We start from the raw sequence: 20,833 nt of genomic DNA on the forward strand, positions 1-20,833 counted from the left end.
AAATTACGGACAATTTAATATTTATTTTTTGAAGGTTAATGTAAAATTTTGATCTTGAATTATGTGTGGTTGACTTGAATGATAGTGGCCAAATTCGAGGTGTAAAGTAAGTTTTTTATCTTGATCAAAAAATTTTGACAGCATTGAAATAAAACTAACCTGTATTTTAGGGATATTTTCAGGCAAAGGCAAATCAGCAATAGGGCTAAAATTAAGAATTTTTTCTTTTACTAATTGTTTTACAACAAGATAATTAATTTCTTGGTCTTTTAAACAATTTCTCGCACCATTATCACAAGCAAAAGGGAATTCATCAACATTTTTGCTTTTAATTTGGTTAAAAATTTGCTGATATTTTGCTTTAAAGTTTGAATAAGTGTAATTTTCATCAACAAGTTCAAGAACATACGGGTTTATTTTGGGATTAACCTGATCCTGAAAACCTGGATTAGAATTAATAGGACTAAATTCTATTTTAGTATTGCCGCAAGAAACTAAAAAACCTAAAGCCATAAAAGTCAAAAAAATGCTTTTTTTCATTAAAATACTTTCTTTTAATAATATATTAATAAAATAAAAATTAACTAAATTTTACCATATTTTGCATTTAGTTGTTTTATTTTGCACCATATTCTATGTTTTATTTTTGTATTTCAGCATTTTTATATATAATTTATTAAATTATCCATTAATATAAAAGGGACCTATGACAAGGAAAAAAAAGATTTTATTTTCAATTTTTGCGTTATTTTTTGTAAGCGCAGTTTCAGTTACTGCTTTTTTTACCTACAATTATTTAAATCATTCTACGGCCCCTGTAAAAAAAATTAGTGGCATTGATTTACTACTTGAATCAGACAAAAGCGAAAAAGTTGACAGTGAAAGCAAATTTAACAAAGATTACTTAGCTGAAATTGACCAATTTAATGATTTTTTTAGTGATCAAAGTCAAGATCTAATCGAAGAATATGGACAAAGAGAAAGTTTTTTTGAGCAACTTTCGCTTTTAGATCTTGAAAAAATAACAAAAAATAACGTTATTTTCCCTGAAGGTTATGAGCGCTTTAAATTTAATACTGAAAATAACTTTGTCACAAAAGAAAGTGATGAAAATTTTCTTGGCCCAAAAAATAATAATTTATTAATTTATGACTTAAATTATCCTTTAGTCGATAATTTAATTGAAGAAAATAATACCTTTAAATCTAATATTTTGAATCAAAAATTTACAATATTTGATTCAAAAGCCCGCAATCAAATATTTAAACTTGATAAAATTGGCGCATATGCCCAACCTTTAAATTCGAAAGAATATGATTGAATTTACCAAAAAAACGTAAAATTCAAGACCGGAACTGCTGCAATATTAGATTCTAATAATGAAAAAACATTATTAATTACAAATAATCACGTTTTAAGACCTTTGGAAAGTTATAAATACAACGATGAAAATTTCGAAATTAAAACACAAAAAATAAGATTCTGAAATACCTTAGGTGGAAATTTTCTTGAATGATATCAAGATGGAAAAATTTATAGCCTCGATAGGGATAATATAGCATTACTTTTTTATGTAAAAGAAATTTACGAAAAAAAAATTAGCGACTTTGATCAAGTTAAAATTTTAGAATTTCTTATTAATTTTTACAATGATTATTTTGAAATTCCTTCTGATTTTGATAATCAAAAATTTGATGTCGGAGTTTTTTATTTTAAATACAAAAAGTTTATTGATGATTTAAGAAAATTAGCTAAATTTTATACAGAAAATAAAAACGATATCTTAGCAAAAATTCAACAAAATCAAACAATACCTGATGGTAATAGTGCTAAAAATAATTCAATTGAGTCAAAATTTGAAAATTTTCTAGCAACTTATCAAAATTTTATTGATTTCTGAGAAAAAATGGTCAAAGAAAAACCTGTTCAAATTTCAGAAAAAGTTTGAAAAAAAGGCGATTCAACCTATGATTTTAATGTAGGACTTTTTTGACCAAAGTCAAAACCTATGAAAAATAATTTCAAAGGTGTTTATGCCTCAGATCCCCAGCAAAATTTTTCACGCTTATCATTGTATTTTTATACAAACAACGGACCTGGCGCTTCTGGTTCAGGTGTTTTTAACGAAAAAGGTGAACTCCAATTTATTAATGGATTTGGTTTAATTAACAATTTTTACGATAATAATTCACGAATAGAAAAAAATTATTACGACAAATTAAACACAAATATTTCATTATCAGGCGGAATTCCACTTGTTACTGAAGATTTTAATTTAACAAAATTAATAAAAGATTTTTATCCTTCTAATCAAAAGAAGGGATTTACTCCAATTCAAAATGTGCAAATTGTTGTAAATAAAAAAGCGTAAGTTTTTTTATTTAAACTTACGCTTGGTTTCATACCGGCGCACCGGTTGCTAGAATTATTATGAGATGGGAATTGAACCAATATTTTTAAAATATTTTTAGTTATCTTAAAAATCTCATAATATATATGAAATCGATATTAATTATACCACAACTTTTTTAAAAAGAAGAAAAAAATAAAAAAAAAAAAAAAACTTGTACAAGTAACAGTAAATTAGTATATTTTTACTATTTTTCTTTTTTTATTTTTGGGCTAAATTAAAGGAAAAAAGAAAATTTGCAAAAAGACATTTGTAAACTTTATGTGGAAAAAGTTATGAAAATTCCTTAATATGATATAATTCTTTTAATTTACAGGTGGTTTTTATGAGCAAAATAACTAAACAGCAACTTGGCGCAAAAATTTGACATGGTGTCAATAGGTTGCGAAAAAATCTTGAGGCCTATGAATATAAGGATTATATTTTAGGTTTACTTTTATATAAATTTTTATGTCAAAAACAGACTGAATATTTAATTGACCAGGAATTTCATAAGGATGATCTCTATGTTTTTGATGATCAATTGGATCGTAGTGATATTGACCTTGGAAATACGGAATCGGTCATAAGTTGGGAAGAGGTTGATGACAAGATAGAATCAATGAAAAAAGAAAATGGGTATTTTATTCAACATCGCAATTTATTTGATTCTTGAGTCAAAAATAAACAAAAATTTGACATTAAAGCCTTTCAAGGTGCGTTTAATGATTTTAGTGATGTAGTTAATGAAATAGTTAATAAATATAAAGAGTCTTCTCATGCTTCATTATTTAAAGGCTTATTTTCTAAATTTGAAACTGATTTAGGAAAACTTGCACCAAATGCCAAAGAACAAACTGAAGTCATTTCTCAACTTATCGACACAATCAACGAAATTCCAACTACTAGACAACAATACGATGTTCTAGGTTTTATTTATGAGTATTTAATTGCTCAATTTGCCTCAACTGCTGGAAAAAAAGCTGGCGAATTTTATACACCTCATGAGGTAAGCGACTTAATCTCGCGAATAGTTGCATTTTATTTACAAAAGCGAGAAAAAATTAGTATTTATGATCCAACAAGTGGTTCAGGTGGTCTATTGTTAAACATCGGTCAAGAATTTAAAAAATATAACAGTGGCGAAACTTCAATCACTTATTATGCTCAAGAGATTAAAAACGAAACTTATAATTTAACAAGAATGAACTTAATTATGTCAAACATAAATTCCGATCAAATCCGTGTTCGTAGAGGTGATACTTTGGAAGATGATTGACCTTTATTTGAAAATGAAGACACTAGCACATATCGATTGTTAACTGTCGATGCTGTTGTCTCAAATCCACCATATTCACAAAGATGAGAACCAAAAAACGCTGGTCATACAGAAAGATTTGATGAATATGGATTACCACCTGAAAATAAAGCAGACTATGCTTTTTTATTACACGACTTATATCACATTAAACCTGACGGAATTGGTGCTGTTATTTTGCCTCACGGAGTTTTATTTCGAGGAGGTCGTGAAGGCCAAATTAGAAAAAAACTAGTTGAAAAGGGTCAAATCGACGCCATAATTGGACTTCCAGGTAATATGTTTTATGGAACTGGAATTGAAACAGTTATTATCATTTTAAGAAAAGATCGTTTTAAGAATGATATTCTTTTTGTTGACGCCTCAAATTTATTTGTTAAAGATGGAAAAAATAACCGTTTTGCTAAATCACATATCAAAAAAATTGCTGATATTGTTAACTACCGCCTTGAAACTGAAATTTCAAAAATAATTAGTTTTGAAGAAATAGAAAAAAATAATTTTAATTTAAATATTTCACGATATGTTGAATTAACTGCAAAAAAAGAAGAAGAACACGACCTATTTTCATTAGTTTTTGGTTCAATTAGCAAAAAAGAACTAAAACGTTTTGATAGTTTTTTCCTTAATTTCCCTAAAATCAAGGAAAAAATGTTTAAAGAAAACCAACAAAACAGCGATTATTACGATTTGCTTTCGCAAGACTATATAAGTATTATTTATAATGATAGTGATTTTCAAAATTATTTGGAATCATTTGAAACTAAAGTGCTGGACTTTATCAATTTTTTCAAAGATAAGGTGTCTAATATTAATTCAATTAAGAAGATTAACTTAATTGAATTAGAAAAAGATATAACTGAGTATATTTTTTCATCATTAAAGTTTCCATTAATTGATACTTATGATGTTTACCAAATTATAATTGATAATTTTGAAAATGTCAAGGAAGATTTAGAACTTTTACGGGAAAATTTTCCTGATTTTGACAGTCTAGATATCAAAGAATTTTTAAATGATCAAATCGAAACAGTTGATAGGGTTAATCTGAGAGAGAGAGAGAGAGAGAGAGAGATTTTGGTAGAATTAAGTCGTGAAAATCTAAACTTTTTAGCAATGATTTAATTGAGCAAAAATTTTTCCCAAATGAATTTGCTCAATTAAATAAGATCCAAGATCAAATTGATCAATTTGAATCTGAAATAAAAGAGCTATACCAGATAATTAGTAATGAAGATAAAACTAATGAAATTTATAATGATGAGAAAAACACTTGAATTCAAAGTGGTATTAAAAAATTAGCTAAAACATTTAAAGACTCAAATGAAACAAGAGAAAAAGATTCTTTTGAGTCTTTAATAATTCAAATTAACGAAAAATATTCAGATATCGAAAAATTAAAAAAAGATTTAACTAATCAAAAAAATGATTTAGCTAATAATTCCTACAATCAATATTTGAATTTAAATGAAAAAGATTTTTATGATTTATTGATTTCAAAATGATGAGAAAAGTTTATTCGAAACTTTAAGGAAAAAAGTGAAGAATTCGTTGATGAGCAAATCTCAGGAATATCCGAAATATTAAATAAATATAAACACACTTTTGTTGATATTCAAAAAAAGTTTCTGATTTGGAAACAAAAATGTCTGCTTTTTTGGATGAACTCGAGGGAAGTCCCGCAGACATGGAAGCCATTAAAAAATTATCTAATATTTTGAAGGCAAATTAATGTCCAAAAATAGCAATATTTCTAAAATTAGAATAGATGAATTTAATCAGCCCTGAGTTAAAAAAAGATTGGGTGATGTTTTAAAACACGAACAATCATGAAAATATATCGAGTCATCAACTAAATATTTTAATCATGGAATTCCGGTTTTAACTCCGGGAAAAAGTTTTGTGCTTGGTTATACAAAAGACACAAAAAATATTAAAAAAGCATCAGAAAATTCACCTATAATTTTATTTGATGATTTTACAACTCAATCTCGCTTTATCAATTTTGATTTCAAAGTTAGAAGTTCTGCGCTTAAATTGTTAATCAATAAAAATCCAAAAGATAATCTTCACTTTCACTATTTAACTTTACAAAAAATTAAATACAACGTAAGACATCATGGCCGGCATTGGCTTCCTCTTTTTGTTAATTTTACATTTTTTCAACCGGACTGATCTGAGCAACAAAAAATTTCGCAACTTTTTGAGACACTTGAAAACTTAGTTTATAAACTTGAAGAAAAAATCAACATGTTAAAAAATCTCAAAAATAATTTTAGTTATAAAATGTTTGTTGATTTAAGTTCAGATTTTCCTTTAATTAGATTTAGAGGTTTCAATCAACCATGAAAAAATGAAAAAATTACTGATCTTTTCCAAACTTATAAAAATAATAACTTGGAAAATTTAAAGCTTATTAGTTATTCAATTTCAAATAAACTTGGTTTTGTTAGTCAAAAACATTTTTTTAAAAATGGTGGAAAAGCAATTTTTGCAGATAAACGTAATTCGCAAATAATTACAAAAGATTCTTTTGCTTTTAATCCTTCAACAATTCGAGTCGGCTCTCTAGCTTTGTATAAAAACTCTACTCCTGGATTAATCAGTCCAATGTACGAGGCTTTCAAACTCAAAAAAGAATATAATTCTGATTATTTTTTGATTTGATTCAAGACGGAAATTTTTAAAAAATTGATGCTAAAAAGTACAAATAAATCTGTTAGACATATTTTTCGACTTAATCAAATTGAAGAATATTTTATAAAAGTTGCTGATACTGTCGAGCAACAGAAAATTTCGCAACTTTTTGAAACTTTTGACTCGCTAATTCTTGTCTATGAGAAAAAAGTTGCCTATTTTCAAAAAATTAAACAAACTTTATTAAATAAAATGTTTATTTAGGTGAGTATGAGTTTTAAAAACGAATTGGAATTTGAACAAGCAATAGTTAATAAATTAACGAAAAATGGTTGGCAAGGTTTTAGAGATGAATCTGTCCATAAAAATGGGTATAGTGTCATTTTAGAAAATGTCACAGAAGAAGTTTTAATAAAAAATTGGAAAGATATTTTGTTTCATAACAACAAAGACGTACTTAATAATGTTAGTCTTAGTGATGAAGAAATGCAAGAAGTTATTGACAAAATTGATAACTACCCAAATTTTGTTGAATCAAATATATTACTAACTAACGAGTATATTTTCATTAAAAGATCAAATCCAGCGTTAGACCCGGAAAAAATTGGCAAAGAAGTACAATTAAAAATATTTTCAAAAAAAGATATCGGACAAGGAAATAACATTTACCAAATTGCGCGTCAAGTAACATTTAAGACAACAAAGAATGATGAGATGCGTGCTGATTTAATGCTTTTATTTAACGGGATACCTTTAATTCATATCGAATTAAAAAACCAATCTGAGAAAATTCAAAGCGCTATAACCCAAATTAAAAATTATGCTAAGAATGGACTTTATAAACGAATCTTCAAATTGGTGCAAATTATTGTCGCTATGAAACCCAATGAAATGTTGTATTTGCCAAACACAGATAATATTGAAAATATTAATGAAAAAAATTTTTTAAAATGAACTGACAAAGATAATTATACTATAAATGATTATTCAAAATTAATTGAGAAATTTTTCAGTATTCCAATGGCTCATAAAATGATTGGTGACTATATAATCGCGGATAATAGTGACGAAAAAAATCTTAAAGTTCTAAGAAGTTATCAAGTTCATGCGGTTGAAGAAATAATTTACAATCAATTAAAAAGAGTACTATATTATTCAAATAATTTGGAAGAGTGCCAAAAAGGCGGATATGTTTGGCACTCGACAGGATCGGGAAAAACGCTAACTAGTTTTAAATTGGCTACTCTCATTTTGGAAAAAGAGCTTAGTGATATTGTAATTTTTGTTGCTGATCGAATTGAACTCGTCACTCAGACATTAAAATCGTTCAATAACTTTAATTCTTCAGGAAAAATTGAAGTTATTAAAGTAGAATCGACAGAAGATCTAATTAATCATCTTTCTACAGATTCTATAAAACAGAAATTAATTATAACTTCAATTCATAAACAATCACGTGCAACTGATGAAAAATTTAGTAAAAAATTAAACAAAATTACGAAAAAGAAAAAAATATTCATTTTTGACGAAGCACACCGAACAACATTTGGCGATATGTTTACTAGTATTCTCAAAAACATGACAAATTCAGTTATTTTTGGCTTCACAGGCACACCAATAAGAGAAATAAACGCTAAAAATAAGGTAAGTTATGATGATGTTGGAGTAACTACCAAAGATAATTTTGGACCAGAATTGCACAAATACACAATGCAAAATGCTATGGAAGATAAAAAAGTCCTAGCGTTTAGTCCAGAATATAATTTTATGGATCATATGACATCTGCAATGCTAGATTTGGTTCAGGATGTTAAAAATAAAATCAAATTTAATGAATACCATTCTAAATTTAAGGAAAATGATAAACAAATTATTGATCTAGAAGAGAAAATTTTCGAGAAATATGCTACAACTCATGAAAAACAATATAAAGAAGAGGTTGTCAAAGATATTTTGAGATTATGACCTAATCGAAGTAATAAATATTCTTATTCGGCAATTCTAACTGTTGGATCGATCGATAGTGCTATTAAATATTTTGAAATTTTTAGGGAACAAATTGAAAAACAAAATCTAAATTTAAAAGTTACAGCGCTTTTTGATCCTTCAATTGATTCATCTGTTGATTCGTCAAATAAATCGCGAGGATTGGACAAAAAAGAAGATATAGAAAAAATTTTACAACAATACAACAAAGATTTTAGTCAGTCTTTTGATTATAAAACCCATAAAGGCTTTAAAGAAAATATTCAAAAGAGATTAAAGAGGGAGGATAATTTAACTAAGTTAGAAAACGGCATTCTCACAGGTCAATTAGATTTGTTAATTGTTGTTGACCAACTTTTAACAGGTTATGACTCAAAATACATAAACACAGTTTATTTTGATCGACTTCTTAAATATGAACATTTAATTCAGGCAATTTCAAGAACAAACCGTATTGAAAATAACGAAAATAAACCTTTTGGAAATATTGTTTTTTATCACCGGCCAATTTTTTTATATGAAAAGCTTACTGAAGCTCTAACAGCTTATGCTTATGCTGATCCAAAAATGGCAGATCCAAAGAAAATTGAAGTATTTTACGAGGAAATTAACAAGAATTTTAGAAGTTTAGAGGAACTTTTCAGTGAATGAGAGCATCCGGATTTTGAGAGTGTTCCTGAATCAATCGACCCAAATGATGCTAAAAAGTTTATAGAATGTTTTATAAAAATCAAAAAAAATTTAGTTTGTGCTGAAATACTCGGATTTAGCTGGGAAAAAAATAAAGATAATGAGAAAATCTTATTAAATGAAGAGCAGTGAAAAAAGTTAAACGTGAGAATTGAAGATGTTCGAATCCAATATAATAACACTAATCCAAACAAAGAATATGATAAAGTTTTTAGTGAGTTAGACAATCTTCAACCAAGTGTTTGAAGAGAAACAATCGATTCTTCATATATTCAAAGTTTGATTTATGAACGCAATAAAAAACTAACGTGAAAGGAATTTTTGGCACAAGACCAAGTCCAGAACGAAATTGCTAAATTTCCTAAAGTTTACCAGCCATTTGCTGAAGACTGTTTTAGAGAAATGTATAATGATAATCGAGGCATTGATATTAATATTTGCGTTGATCAAAAACGGAGTGAAAATTTTGATAATGAAATAAATAAATTCGCTGAAGAAATGAATATTGATAATAAAAAACTTAAAAATTATATTAACGACGATAACTCTGTTAATTTTGACAAGCGAATCGATAGGTTAGTCGAAGGGAGACAAAACGAAAAAGTAAAAGAAAATATTATGAAGGTAAAAAAAATACCTGCTTCTGATATTAAAAAAATCAAAAAATCCAACCATAAAGAAGTAGTTTCGGAATTTATCGAAGCCCAAAGAGCTAAGCTTAAACAATAAAAAACGCTTAAATTTATTGTTCTTATTAGCTTAACAAAAACTATTTTGTAATATAAAAGTTAATAATGGGGTCATTATTTTCTATGATTACTAATGTAACTAGAACTTCTTATTTGTCAAGAGTTCTCAATAAATTAGCATAACAATAAAAAAATTGAGTAAAGGTACTAAATCCGATTTTTTTCTTATCAAATTCGAATGAAAAACTATTTAAAATTAGCCGATCATCTTGATTGATTTTAATTTTAATATCATCAAAAATCATAAAAAAATACAACTACTATTTAAACTCAATGCAAATAGAAAACTCGTTTTTATCTACATTGAGCCTAAAAAAACATATGAAGTTTTGAAAGAACAATAACTAAAAGCCATAAATTTGTAGATTTCTAAACGATCAAATTTAAGGCGTTCCATCATATTATAAAATATAATGGATAATTCGCACTATCTGAGCTTATTAACCAAAAAACATAACTAATTCCCCCTTAATTCTAATATCCTTTTATTAATTTATTCTTAAGTAAGACTAATTATAACATAACTTTATTTTTGACCAAGCATTTTTTTTTTTTTTTGCAAAGGGTTAATTTTAAAATAATAAAAATCCCCTTTGATTTTCAACCAAAGGGGTAATTATTTGCTTAATTTATTTGTTTAATTAGGATTTTTTTCAAAATTATTTAAATTTACTAGTTTAAATAAGCATCTACAAAAGATTCTAATGTTTTATCACGAGCGATTTTAGCAGCATTTTCATCATCGCCAAAATCAGAATTTCTTACAACCGCAAAAGCCTTAATTAAAACTTTTGCTTTTGAATCTGGGAAAACTGGTTTTGGAAGACCTGAGTCATTAGGTTTTTGTTCTACAACCACTTCAGGATTAGGTCCAATTTGGAAATAATCAAGGTTGTAAGTGTTAAATTTATTTGTTGAAGGTTTTCCTTGTTCATCTTTGTTAAAAATAGTTTTTGAATAAACCTTATCAAATTTAGGTCTTTGACTTGAAGATGAATATCCACTTACCTCTAAAGTTCCCGATCCATCAGCTTCTTTGTTTATCGAAATTTCAACAACAATTGTTGATCCATCTTGAATAAATTGGGCGTCTGATTCAAAGTTATTTGTCTGGTTAAATTTCCGGTAAACGAGTGATCGATTTTGCAAGGTAATTGTTGTCTCGTCGTTGCCTTGCCTTGTTAATTCGGCAAACTGATCAGGTTTAATTTCTTTTAAAACTTCAGGCGGCAAAATTAGAGCTTGTTGATTTGTAACGGGTTTGGCTTCTGAGTCGCCGGTGCCGTTAAAATTAAGTTTAAAATCAAAATCTGATCCTAAAATAAATGCAAATTGTGGATTGGCATTATTAATTTGTTGTGCTTCGAAAACCTGACGTGTTCCGCCAGAAGTATCGCTTGATCTTGAAAAAGATGCTTTTGCTTGAGTGTTTTTTACTCTTTGGACAAAAATTCCTTTACCTTCTTTTGAAGAAACTAAGTAATGCTTGTTAAAATCATTAATTCCACTAATTTTAAAAGCCAAAAAGAATGAACCTTTGTCGATATTAGTTGGATTTTGTGGTGTTGTTGCTGAAGATCCTTGAACACCTGAAGTCCCCGAATCAGGAGCTGTACTAGTTTGGCTTGGTTGGAATTTTATTGTTTTTGTGATTGAATATCCATCGTTTTCTTTAGTTATTTTCCCTTTAAATTTAAGCTCGGGGCGACCAAAATCACTAAGAATTGACTCACCATCTTCTTGAAGAACGACATCATTTTTACCGTCAATAAAAACTAAAGGATTAAATTCGCGAGTAACATCATAAGCAGTTTTTTCACTAAAAATATTAGAGATAACTATTTTTGAATCAGCAAGGTTTTGGCCGGTTTGTTTGTCAACAAGACTAAAATTTAACTCTAATGCTTTTGATAAAGGGGTTGAATTTAGTTGTAGTTCAACATTTTGGGCATTGGTTTTTGCTAAAAGTAATGTTTTTAGGATTGAAACTCCGAGTCCAAAAGTTTTTTGTCCGCCTGGGTTGTCAGTTTGTTGACTGTTTTCAGAATCAGGATTTTGGGGCTTGACTTCGGCGTCTTTTTTGATGTGCTCTTGTAAATCTTTGGTAAATTGCTGGATTTCTTCGGCAGTTCCGGTTTTTCCTTTTTCTAAAAAGTAAGTATTAGCAGCAACTTTTTCGATAATTTTGTTGTCTTCAGTTTCAGAATTATTTTTAATTATATCAAAAATTTGACTAACATATAAATTAATTTGAGTTGCTGTTATTGTTGGACTATTTTCAGGTTTTTGAAATGAAAAATTAGTTGTTTTTGCAAGACTTCCTTGGGCTTTTGCAATTTGTCGCTCCAGAGGTCTTAAATCAGGTTGAAAGTCTATTTCTAAGTCAAAATTTGGCACTTTTAGTGCTAAATTTTGATTTTTTGTAGGGCTAACACTAACTAAAAAGCGAACTTGTTGGCTGTTTAAAAGTTCATCTTTTTCGGAGTCGTCCACTTTTTTCAAAGAAGGTAGAATTTCTAGATCCCAAATATCATTATCATTTGCACGGAATTTAAAAGATTTTAGGAAATTAGGTTCAAAAAACGAACTAAAATTAAAGTCTGTATTTGTTTTTTGGTATAAAACTTCTGCTAAGGATTGATCTTTATTAATTAAATCAGCTTGAACTTGCGGTTTTAGTTTGAAAATATCTTGACCACTTTGGGCGATAAAAACAGATAAATCTCCAAAAATTTGGTCCAAATTAGCGAGTCCTTGAATTGGAAGTTCAAAATTGGTTTTTGATTTAGTATCTAAATTTTGAATTTCTAAATTTAGACTTAAAGTTGCTTTTGAATCATCAAGTGATGAAAAACTAAGATTTTTGTCTTTTAAAACAGGACTGATAATTTGTTTTGAATTTAAAAAAGTAGGCAAATTTTGTCCGTTAATTAAGTTAAGTCCGATATTATTTTCAATAAAAGCACGCTCAAGCGCACGAGCTGGACTTAAATTTTTCAAGAATTTTGAATAGGAGTCTTGAATTTTTGCTTTTAGTTCACTTGGACTCACTAATTTTCTGGATTTTAATATTAGTGAAGATCTTTTTGTGTCAATATCAAAATTTTCGAGCTGATTTGAGTCAGATTTTGTACTAAATCCGGTTAAATTAATTTTTTTACTAACTGTTGTATTAGTTTTAGGGTCGCTGACAAAAACTAAAACGTCATTAATTGCGCTATTTTCAACTTTTACATCTTTGAGGTCAAAACTTATTTCAAAACCGTTATTTTTTAGTTCATCAAAGTTAAAAACTGTCGCTAAATCCAATCTATATAAAGGATTTGTCGCTAATTCAAGCGCTAATTTTGCTGATAAATCACTAAAATTAGTTTGAATTTTGACCTTATCTAGTAGTCCAAAAACTTGTTGTTTATCAATTGAACTAGCAGAATCAAGTTTGAAATCTTTAGGTTCTTCAACAACCTTTTGAAAATATGATTTATTATAACTATTAAATCCAAGGGCAATTCCGACAACTGTTGAGGCAAAAATTGTCGTTCCTAAGCCAATTGTTATTATTTTCATATGCTTTTTTGCATTCATTTTAATTCCTTATTTTAACTTTGAACTGTACTTTCTGGTGTTGATTCGCTCGGAGTTTGACTTCGGGCAACTTGTTTAATTACAGTAATATTGAATCTTTTTGAATAACGATATTTTTCTTCTTTTGGTTGTTCGGGAGTTGCCGCAGGGGGAGCTGGAACTTCGGCAGGCGTTGGTGCTGCTGGAGCGGCTTCAGAGGAAGCCGCTGGCTCAGACGCTGGGGCTGCGGCTGGGGGAGTTGGAGCGGGAGATGAGGTTGGAGCAGGGGCAGGGCTTTCAGAAGCTAAAACTTGTTTTGCTTCAACAGTTTCAGATTCGCTTGATTCACTTGGTTGTTGAGTAGTTTGACTTTGATCTGAAGCCGTTCCATTATTTTGTTGTTGTTGTTGATCGGTTTGTCCTTGATCAGAAGTGCTTTCATTATCACTTTGTTCTTGATTAGTTTCGGGTTGTTCTGAACTTTTTTCGTCTTTTTTTGCCTCTTGATCGGTTTTTTCATCGGCAGTAAGTTTTTCTAGATAAGATTCTGGAATTCCCACTTGAATTGTGATAAGTTTTTTATTTGGATCATTTAAAGTATCATCCTTAATTTCGATGTTAATTTTTAATTTAGGAGTATCTTTTTCTGTTGAAGTAAATAAACCAGTAAAACTTTGTGTAAGAATTTTGCTAATTTCAGCACCAAATTTTGGTAATTTTTTTGTAAGTTCGTCTTGTTCTTGTTGAGGTTCAACAGGGGTTTCAGTTTCAACAGTGGGTTGAGTTTCGGCATTGCTTTCTGTTGTCTCAGCATCTTGAGTTTGTTGTTCACCTTCAGCTTCAGTTTCTTGAACTTCTTGAGCTTGTTGTTCAACCTGAGGCTGTTCAGCTTGTTGAACTTGTTGAGTTACTTCGGCTTCTTGAGTTCCCTCAGTGTCACTAAAAGGTTTTACAAGTACTTTTGGTTCTAAAATTTGTGAAGAAAGACTAGAAACCAAAGACGCTTGAACCGCAACGGTACCGCCTGACCCACCTGTAGTTGTGCTATTTGCACCAGTTAATTTATTAAAATCTTCTTCACTTAGGTGAATTGTTTGGTAAGAAACGGGAATTGCATCGATTATTTGGTCGAGTTTTTTAGTAATTTCGTTAACTTTTGCAGTTTTTTCGTCAATTGTTTTGAGTATTAGTGTGGTTTTTGGACTTTCAAAAAGCGGACCACTAATTTTTCCAAATTCATCCTTTATTCCTAATTTGTAATAATAGTTAATAGCTTTATAATTTTTTGAAACATCTTCACTTTGGCCTGAAGTGCTTTGTTTTTTAATTTCCTCAAGTTCATTTAGTGAAATTTCATCATTTGGCTCGAAAATAATTTCTGAATCTAGAAGGGCAATTTCTGACCAATTTTGATAATTATTTAGAAGACCTGCTTTAAAATAAAAGGCACTAATTACATCTGCTAAAGTTTCAAAATTAGCGATATTTTCGTCAATTTTTTCAAATTTTGCGATTTGATCACTATTATTTTGGTCAAAAAGGTTTAGACTTGTTAATGATTCAAGAATTGTTGCATCATTTTTTAAAGTTGAAATTTTGGTTTTAACATCTTTAGGTAAAAATAATGTTGATAAAAATCCTGAACTTTCAAGGTTGGTATATTGATTATTAAAGCTAAATTTGTTAAAATTGCTTGAATTAAGTTTAACTTGTCTTGCACTTTCAAAAATTTTATTTCAATCAAAATTATAATCTCTATCAAGGTCAACAAAATTAAAAATTAAACCTGATGTTTTTAAAAAATCAACAAATGCTTGAACTACAATTCTAGGATTTTGTTTTGCTAAAAATGAATAAAAAGCACCAGTTTCATTAGGATTTTGCAAAAACTGAGTGGAATTTAATGAAATTGTGCCGGTTTTTTGCGCCTGTAGTGAAGTATCCCTCACAAAACTATTTGCATAGTCAAATGGGAAAATTAATGTTCCACTTCAAGCTTTAATTAAACTTTCGTGATCTGAAAAATTATAATTATAACCACTTAGACTTTGGAGATGACGATTTAATTTTTCAAAATCATTATCTTGAATTAGTTGATCAATTTCTTTTTTACTATAAGGATTGTTAGAATTTAGTAAAAAGTATTTGTATTTTGGTTGTTTTTTGATCTGAGTATTACCTTCAACTTGTGTAGTAGATTCAGTTTGGACTGTTGTGTCAGTTGCTGTAGGTTGGGTAGTTGTTGTAGATGTGTCACTTGTTGTAGATTGGCCTTCGGCGGAAGCAGCTTCTTGTACAGGAACTTTTTCTGGCTCTGATTCTTCAGTTTTTTCGCTATCCTTAACTTCAGCGAGCTCTTGTTTATCCTTAGCAGTATCATCTTTTTTGAACATTTTTAAATCAAAATTTGGATTTAAAAAAAGAAAATAGCGCCCATCGTCAATTTTTTGGTCGCTATTTTCATCAATAATGCTAAAGTTTTCTAGGTTAAGAACACCTAATTTTTCTTCAACTATTTCCGATGATTCATTACCATAAAATTTCTCAGAAATTTGAATTTTATAAGGTAATTTTAAGTCAAATTTATTGTCATTTTTAGAAATTTCAACATTAAAAGGATCAAAAACTAAATTAACACCCTCATTAGGCAATTTATTTGATGAATTTTTTAATCCAATATTCAAAGGTTTTTCTAAAACTTGATTGATTATTTGAACGATTTCTTTATTTATTTTTGCGTTTTTTATGTCAAAGTTCGATAAGGTGAATTTTGTCTGTAATAAATTTAGAAAATCTAGAACGCTAATGTTGACTAATTTTTTAGATTCAATATTTGATAATTCGATACTTTCTATTAAAGATTTTGAAGTTGTAAATAATGATTTTCCTTCATTATCAACAATTCTAACTGGTTCAATTCAACTTTTAACTTCAGGAAAATCAAGTAGTTTTTGAGCTTCGACACTAAATTCAGCTTTTAAAAATAAATTTAAAAAACCACTACCATCAACAAAGGCATATTCATTTGTTAACTGATTTTTTTCAAAGGAAAAATTAAAGATTTTATTATTAGAATCAGGAATTAAATTTTCCTCACTGTTATATAGATCAAATAAAATATGCTTGATTTGCGGTAATAATTCACTTATTTTATTTTCAAGTTCCTTTGAAGTACGAGCTAAATTGAAAAAACTTGATATGTCCTCAGATCGACTTAGAAAAATATTGCCCTTTAAAGTTGCATGGGTATTTCCCAAATCAGTTGAGAATTGCTTGGTTGAGTTTTTATCTTTTAGACTAGAGAATTTAGTCTGAAAAAGTTTAATAATTTTTTGTAATTTAGAGCTAAAATTTGAGCGTAAAAACTGTGATTTTTGCAAAAAACTAATTTCTTGAGAATAAATATCTGAGTATACAAAACTTTGGTCATGCAACTTTTGTTTAACTTGATATTTAATTTCAAAACTTCGACTATCATCATTTGCTGTAATATCGACAAATTTTAAGTGTGGTTCATGAATATCAACTTCATCATTAAGATCAATTTTTTGGTTTAGATCATTTGTTTTTTGAAAAACATCAACAAGACGACTAAGATCAAGGTCCTTTTGTTTGTTTCCATTTTCATCAAAAATTATGTTTTTTATACTATAATAATCATCATTAGCAGATAAATCACCTAATTTAAATGAGACTAAGTTAATTTTTTTGGCAAAATTTTGAACATTTTCTCGCGGATCACCCGAATAAGAAATCCGAGTAGTTAAAACGGCGGTAGCCGTGAAAACCGCAATTCCAAAAAGACTAACTGCTATTCCCGTTTTTGACAAAATATTTTTTCTCAAAACATTAAATAGTGATTTTTGTTTAGGTTTACTCATAATTATATAATTATACCCTAAATTAAAAATTAAATTGTCTATTAATTTAAAAAATTAAGCCCAATTTTTGCATTGAAATCATGATGTAAAATATGTTGACCATAAATTTTCTAATTTTTTCCCGAGTTTCACAATTTGATGAGATAATCTTAAAAAAATTCCGGTTTTTTCGCGCTTTTTTAACTTTTTTGGCAAAAGTTAATTACCTATTTTAAAACACTGTCAAAAATCAATTTATGGATAAAGCATCAAAAATCATAAAAAAATACAACTACTATTTAAACTCAATGTAAATAGAAAACTCGTTTTTATTTACATTGAGCCTAAAAAAATATATGAAGTTTTGAAAGAACAATAATTAAAAGCCATAAATTTGTAGATTTCTAAACGGTTAAATTTAAGGCATTCCATTATATTTAAAAACATAACGGAAAATTCGCATTTTCTTATTTTAATACAACAAAAAACATAACTAATTCCCCTTAATTCAATATCAAAATTTATTAATTCATTCTTGGTGAACCTAATTATAACAGAATTTTTTCCTAGACCAAGCATTTTTTTTTTTTTTTGTAAAAGGTAAATTTTTAAATAATAAAAATCCCCTTTGAGTTTTAACCAAAGGGGTAATTTATTTATTTAATTAATTTTAATTAGAATTTTTTCAAAATTATTTAAATTTACTAGTTTAAATATGCATCTACAAAGGATTCTAATGTTTTATCACGAGCAACTTTGGCAGCATTTTCATCATCGCCAAAATCAGAATTTCTTACAACCGCAAAAGCTTTAATCAAAACTTTTGCTTTTGAATCTGGGAAAACTGGTTTTGGAAGATCTGAATCATTAGGTTGTTCTACGACCACTTCAGGATTAGGACCAATTTGGAAATAATCAAGACTGTAGGTGTTAAATTTGTGTTGTGAAGATTGTCCTTGTTCATCTTTGTTAAAAATAGTTTTTGAATAAACCTTGTCAAATTTAGGTCTTTGACTTGAAGATGAATATCCATTTACCTCTAAGGTTCCAGATCCATCAGTTTCTTTGTTCATCGAAATTTCGACAACAATTGTTGATCCATCTTGAATAAACTGGGTGTCTGATTCAAAGTTGTTTTTCTGGTTAAATTTTCGGAAAAAAAGTGATCGATTTTGCAAAGTAATTGTCGTCTCATCATTACCTTGCCTTGTTAGTTCAGCAAACTGATCTGGTTTAATTTCTTTTAGAACTTCAGGTGGCAAAATTAGAGCTTGTTGGTTTGTAACGGGTTTGGTCTCGGTGTCAAAATTAAATTTAAAGTCATAATCAATTCCTAAAATATATGCGAATTGTGGATTGGCATTTTTAATTTCTTGGGCTTCAGAAACAGTTGGAGGGATTGTTCCGCTATCAGATCCAGTAGTGCTTGGTCTTAAAACAGATCCTCTTGCACGAGTGTTTTTTACTCTTTGGACAAAAATTCCTTTGCCTTCTTTTGAAGAAACTAAGTAATGCTTGTTAAAATCGTTAATTCCACTAATTTTAAAGGCCAAAAAGAATGAACCTTTGTCAATATTAGTTGGATTTTGTGGTGTTGCCGTTGAACCCGAAGGCGCAGATCCCGGTGATCCTTGAGCACCTGCTGCCCCCGAATCAGGAGTTGCACTAGTTTGACTTGGTTGGAATTTTATTGTTTTTGTGATTGAATATCCGTCGTTTTCTTTAGTTATTTTCCCTTTAAATTTCAGTTCGGGGCGACCAAAATCACTAAGAATTGACTCGCCATCTTCTTGAAGAACAACATCATTTTTACCGTCAATAAAAACTAAAGGATTAAATTCGCGAGCAACATCATAAGCAGTTTTTTCACTAAAAATATTAGAGATAACTATTTTTGAATCAGCAAGATTTTGGCCAGTTGTTTTATCAATAAGACTAAAATTTAATTCAAGAGCTTTTGACAGCGGAGTTGAATTTAGTTCTAATTCAACATTTTGGGCATTGCTTTTTGCTAAAAGTAATGTTTTTAGAATTGAAACCCCGAGGCCAAAAGTTTTTTGTGTGCCTTGGTTGTCAGTTTGTTGACTGTTTTCAGATCCGGGATTTTGGGGTCTGACTTCTGAGTCTTTTTTGATGTGCTCTTGCAAATCTTTGGTAAATTGCTGGATTTCTTCAGGAGTTCCTGTTTTTCCATTTTCTAAAAAGTAAGTATTAGCAGCAACTTTTTCAATAATTTTGTCGTCTTCAGTTTCAGAATTATTTTTAATTATATCAAAAATTTCACTAACATATAAATTAATTTGACTGGCTGTTATAGTTGGACTATTTTCAGGCTTTTGAAATGAAAAATTAGTTGACTTTGCAAGACTTCCTTGGGCTTTTGCAATTTGTCGCTCTAGTGGTCTTAAATCAGGTTGAAAGTCTATTTCTAAGTCAAAATTTGGGACTTTTAGTGCTAAATTTTGATTTTTTGTAGGGCTAACATTGACTAAAAAGCGAACTTGTTGGCTCTTTAAAAGTTCATTTTTTTCGGAGTCTTGAACTTTTTTCAAAGACGGCAGAATTTCTAGATCCCAAATATCTCCATCATTTGCGCGGAATTTAAAAGATTTTAGGAAATTAGGTTCAAAAAACGAACTAAAATTAAAGTCTGTATTTGCTTTTTGGTATAAAACTTCTGCTAAGGATTGATCTTTATTAATTAAATCAGCTTGAACTTGCGGTTTTAGCTTGAAAATATCTTGACCACTTTGGGCGATAAAAACAGATAAATCTCCAAAAATTTGGTCCAAATTAGCGAGTCCTTGAATTGGAAGTTCAAAATTTGTTTTTGTGTTATTGTCTAAATTTTGAATTTCTAAATTTAGACTTAAAGTTGCCTTTGAATCCTCAAGCGAAGAAAAACTAAGATTTTTGTCTTTTAAAACAGGAGTGATAATTTGTTTTGAACTTAAAAAAGTAGGTAAATTTTGGGCATTAATTAGGTTAAGTCCGATATTATTTTCAATAAAAGCACGCTCAAGTGCGCGAGCTGAACTTAAATTTTTCAAGAATTTTGAATAAGAGTCTTGAATTTTTGCTTTTAGTTCACTTGGGCTCACTAATTTTCTGGATTTTATTATTAGTGAAGATTTTTTTGTGTCAATATCAAAATTTTCGAGCTGATTTGAGTCAGATTTTGTGCTAAATCCGGTTAAATTAATTTTTTTACTAATCGTTGCATTAGTCTTAGGATCGCTAACAAAAACTAAAACATCATTAATTGCGCTATTTTCAACTTTTACATCTTTGAGGTCAAAACTAATTTCAAAACCGTTATTTTTTAGCTCATCAAAGTTAAAAACTGTCGCTAAATCCAATCTATATAAAGGATTTGTCGCTAATTCAAGCGCTGATTTTGCTGATAGATCGCTAAAATTAGTTTGAATTTTGACCTTATCTAGTAGTCCAAAAACTTGTTGTTTATCAATTCCGGCATTAGAATCAAGTTTGAAATCATTAGGTTTTTCAACAACCTTTTGAAAATATGATTTATTATAACTATTAAATCCAAGGGCAATACCGACAACTGCTGAGGCAAAAATTGTCGTTCCTAAGCCAATTGTAATTATTTTCATATGCTTTTTTGCATTCATTTTAA

General features: G+C 28.8%; 8 protein-coding genes. 4 read left to right on the top strand and 4 right to left on the bottom strand.

Annotation, left to right across the window (positions count from 1 at the left end; all coding sequences use genetic code 4):
• Positions 1-21 precede the first annotated feature (21 nt).
• Positions 22-540 (bottom strand): hypothetical protein, encoded by a 519-nt coding sequence (locus tag KW512_RS03775; RefSeq protein WP_258841460.1) that lies wholly within the window; start codon positions 538-540, stop codon positions 22-24.
• Positions 541-706: 166 nt separating this feature from the next.
• Between KW512_RS03775 and KW512_RS03780 the strand changes: the two genes are divergently transcribed.
• The 4 genes from KW512_RS03780 to KW512_RS03795 all read left to right on the top strand — a co-directional run bounded on the left by KW512_RS03780 (position 707) and on the right by KW512_RS03795 (position 9,749).
• A complete protein-coding gene (locus KW512_RS03780; RefSeq protein WP_258841461.1) occupies positions 707-2,371 on the top strand; it encodes an Mhp366/Mhp367 family surface (lipo)protein in 1,665 nt (554 codons plus the stop codon).
• Between the two features lie 364 nt (positions 2,372-2,735).
• A complete protein-coding gene (locus tag KW512_RS03785) occupies positions 2,736-4,832 on the top strand; it encodes a type I restriction-modification system subunit M (RefSeq protein ID WP_258841463.1) in 2,097 nt (698 codons plus the stop codon).
• Positions 4,833-5,438: 606 nt separating this feature from the next.
• Positions 5,439-6,608, top strand: coding sequence for a restriction endonuclease subunit S (locus tag KW512_RS03790; protein ID WP_258841464.1), 1,170 nt, complete (start codon positions 5,439-5,441; stop codon positions 6,606-6,608).
• Between the two features lie 6 nt (positions 6,609-6,614).
• On the top strand, positions 6,615-9,749 hold the full coding sequence (locus tag KW512_RS03795; RefSeq protein WP_258841465.1) for an HsdR family type I site-specific deoxyribonuclease: 3,135 nt from the start codon (positions 6,615-6,617) through the stop codon (positions 9,747-9,749).
• Between the two features lie 692 nt (positions 9,750-10,441).
• Here KW512_RS03795 and KW512_RS03800 read toward each other — a convergent pair.
• From KW512_RS03800 to KW512_RS03810, 3 genes are all read right to left on the bottom strand, one after another.
• The gene (locus tag KW512_RS03800; RefSeq protein WP_258841466.1) at positions 10,442-13,354 is read right to left on the bottom strand and encodes a P110/LppT family adhesin N-terminal domain; all 2,913 of its coding nucleotides are present in this window, start codon (positions 13,352-13,354) and stop codon (positions 10,442-10,444) included.
• A 14-nt stretch (positions 13,355-13,368) separates the two neighbouring features.
• Positions 13,369-17,214 carry a P97 family adhesin gene (locus KW512_RS03805; protein WP_258841468.1) on the bottom strand — a complete coding sequence of 1,282 codons (3,846 nt, stop codon included), beginning with the start codon at positions 17,212-17,214 and terminating at the stop codon, positions 13,369-13,371.
• A 683-nt stretch (positions 17,215-17,897) separates the two neighbouring features.
• Positions 17,898-20,828 carry a P110/LppT family adhesin N-terminal domain gene (locus KW512_RS03810; RefSeq protein ID WP_258841469.1) on the bottom strand — a complete coding sequence of 977 codons (2,931 nt, stop codon included), beginning with the start codon at positions 20,826-20,828 and terminating at the stop codon, positions 17,898-17,900.
• Between the last annotated feature and the right edge of the window lie 5 nt (positions 20,829-20,833).

Source organism: Mesomycoplasma ovipneumoniae (assembly GCF_024758565.1).
GTDB classification, from domain to species: Bacteria; Bacillota_I; Bacilli_A; order Mycoplasmatales; family Metamycoplasmataceae; genus Mesomycoplasma; species Mesomycoplasma ovipneumoniae_B.